Genomic DNA, 2,878 nt, shown 5'->3' with positions numbered 1-2,878 from the left:
AGTGGTTGCCGGTGGCGTTGCTGGCGGTGGTGAAGACCGGGGCGGCGTATCTGCCGGTGGACCCGGAGTATCCCGCTGAGCGGATCGCGTACATGCTCGGTGACGCCGACCCGGTGTGCGTACTGGGCTCGGCGCAGACGCTGGAGCGGGTGCCGGAGCAGTGGACGGGGTGTGCAGTCGACCTTGCCACGCTGTCGTTTGATGGCTATGCGGACAGGGAGTTGTCGGCTGGGGAGCGGGGTGGGGTGCTGTTGCCCGAGCATCCCGTGTACGTCATGTACACCTCCGGGTCCACCGGGCATCCGAAGGGTGTGGTGTTCCCCGCCGGGGCGATGGTGAATCTGTTGGCGTGGCATGGGCAGGTGATGCCGGGTGGTGCTGGTTCGCGGACGGGGCAGTTCGCCGCGTTGAGCTTTGATGCTGCGGCGCATGAGATGTTCTCGGCGTTGTGGTCCGGCAAGGCGTTGGTGGTGCCGCCGGATGAGGTGCGGCGGAGTGCCGTGGAGCTGGTGCGTTGGTTGGATCGGTGGGGCGTGGGGGAGTTGTTCGCGCCGATGCCGATGGTGGAGTCTGTGGCAGAGGCTTCGGCCGAACTCGACCTGGCACTGCCCCAGTTGCGTGATGTAGCGCAGGCCGGTGAGGCGCTGGCAGTACGTGGTGTGGTGCGTGACTTCTTCGAGCGAGTTCCGGGACGTCGGCTGCACAACTATTACGGGCCGACGGAGACGCATGTGGCCACGGCGTTGTCGTTGGCCGGGGATGTGTGTAAGTGGCCGGCGTGGCCGTCGATCGGGCGGCCGGTGGCGAACAGTCGCGTGTATGTGTTGGATGAGCGGCTGCGTCCGGTGCCGGTGGGTGTGGCCGGTGAGCTGTACCTGGCCGGTGCGCAGATGGCGCGCGGGTATCTGAACCGTCCGGGTCTGACCGCTGAGCGGTTCGTCGCCGACCCGTTTGGGGCGCCGGGCGAGCGGATGTACAGGACGGGGGATCTTGCACGCTGGTGTGCGGAGGGAACGGTGGAGTTCCTGGGCCGGGCCGATTTCCAGGTGAAGGTCCGGGGTTTCCGGGTCGAGCTTGGGGAGGTCGAGGCGACGATTGCCACGCATCCGCTGGTCTCGCAGGTAGCCGTGGTGGCGCGGGAGGATCGGCCCGGTGGCAAGCGCTTGGTCGCCTACGTCGTGCCCCGGGCTGCATCAGCTCTCGATGGCGGTGACTTGCGCCGGTCTGTGGGTGAACGTCTGCCTGACTTCATGGTCCCAGCCGCAGTGGTGATGCTGGACGCTTTGCCGGTGACGACCAACGGAAAATTGGACCGGCGGGCGTTGCCGGCGCCGGACTACGCGGCGGTTTCGGCGTTCCGTGCCCCGTGCAGTGAGCCTGAGCGAGCTTTGTGTGAGATCTTCGCCGAGGTGCTGGGTGTGGAGCGGGTCGGTATCGACGACAGCTTCTTCGACCTCGGCGGCCACTCCCTGCTCGCCACCCGAGTTATCAGCCGCATCCGCACTGTATTGAACGTCGAACTCCCCCTCCGAACCCTGTTTGAATCGCCGAACGTTGCCACGCTGGCCGAACAGCTGGAAGCCGCGCGCAAGTCGGAACGGCCCGCACTGCGGCGGATGCCGCGTCTTGAGGAGAACTGATGATTTCGCTGTCCTTTTCCCAGCGTCGGATCTGGTTCCTGAACCGTCTCGAGGGCGCGGCGACTGCCACCTACAACCTGCCGATCACACTGCAGCTGACGGGCACCTTGGACCAGGGAGCCCTGGCTGCAGCGCTGCGGGATGTTGTGGAGCGACACGAGAGCCTGCGGACCGTCTTCCCTGAAGGCCCTGACGGAACTCCCTACCAGCGCATCCTCAATACCCACGAAGCGTGGACGGGCATGGAGGTGGTGTCGACCACCCAGCATGAACTTGACGCCACCGTGTCCGCCTTCCGTACCCAGGGATTCGATGTGACGGTCGACATTCCCCTGCGAGCGAGGTTGTTCGCGGTAGCGGAGGATGTGCATGTGCTGGTGGTGGTGTTGCATCACATCGCTGGTGATGGCTGGTCGATGACGCCTCTGGCACGTGACGTGGCTACGGCGTACGCAGCCCGTGCTGCGGGGCGGGTGCCGGCGTGGGAGCCGTTGCCGGTGCAGTATGCGGATTACGCGCTGTGGCAGCGGGAGCTGCTCGGTGATGAGTCCGACCCGGACAGCCTGATCAGTCAGCAGGTTGCCTACTGGACGCGGATGCTGGCGGACCTCCCGGTGCAGGTAGAGCTTCCCGCCGACCGTGCACGGCCCGCTGCGGCCTCGTATCGAGGCGACAGCGTCGGATTCACCGTGGGCGCGGAGGTGCACCGAGGACTCGTTGCTTTGGCCCGGGAGTCGGGTGCGAGTGTGTTCATGGTGGTGCAGGCGGCGTTTGCGGCGCTGTTGTCGCGGCTTGGTGCTGGTACGGATATTCCGATCGGTTCACCGGTGGCGGGCCGTATGGACGAGGCCTTGGACGACTTGGTCGGGTTCTTCGTGAACACGCTGGTGTTGCGGACGGATGTGTCGGGTGACCCGACGTTCCGTGAGTTGGTGGAGCGGGTGCGTGAGACGGACCTGGGGGCCTTTGGGAACCAGGATGTTCCGTTCGAGCACCTGGTGGAGGTGCTGAACCCGGTCCGGTCGATGTCCCGGCACCCCTTGTTCCAGGTGGCACTGGCTTTCCAGAACCTGAGCCAGCCCGACCTTCATCTCCCTGGCCTCGACGTTGAAGTTCGGCGCTACAACAGTGCGGCGGCGAAGTTCGACCTCTCCCTGGGAGTGGCGGAGCGCTTCGATGATCAGGGCGCACCGGCTGGTTTGGAGGCGGTCTTCGAGTTCGCTACTGATTTGTTTGAT

Annotated in this window: 2 protein-coding genes; both read left to right on the top strand. The window is 65.6% G+C overall.

What is annotated here, in order from left to right; translation table 11 throughout:
- The coding region (locus tag BIV24_RS35895; protein WP_245767023.1) for a non-ribosomal peptide synthetase at nt 1–1,640 on the top strand (1,640 nt) is incomplete at its 5' end.
- Nucleotides 1,640–2,878 (top strand): condensation domain-containing protein (locus BIV24_RS35890; protein WP_245767022.1); only part of this gene is annotated, 1,239 nt, incomplete at its 3' end. The genes BIV24_RS35895 and BIV24_RS35890, both read left to right, overlap by 1 nt.

The organism is Streptomyces colonosanans, from assembly GCF_001866645.1.
GTDB lineage: Bacteria > Actinomycetota > Actinomycetes > Streptomycetales > Streptomycetaceae > Streptomyces > Streptomyces colonosanans.
Note: the sequence above shows the minus strand (reverse complement) of the source record. Positions and strands in the feature narration are given on the sequence as shown.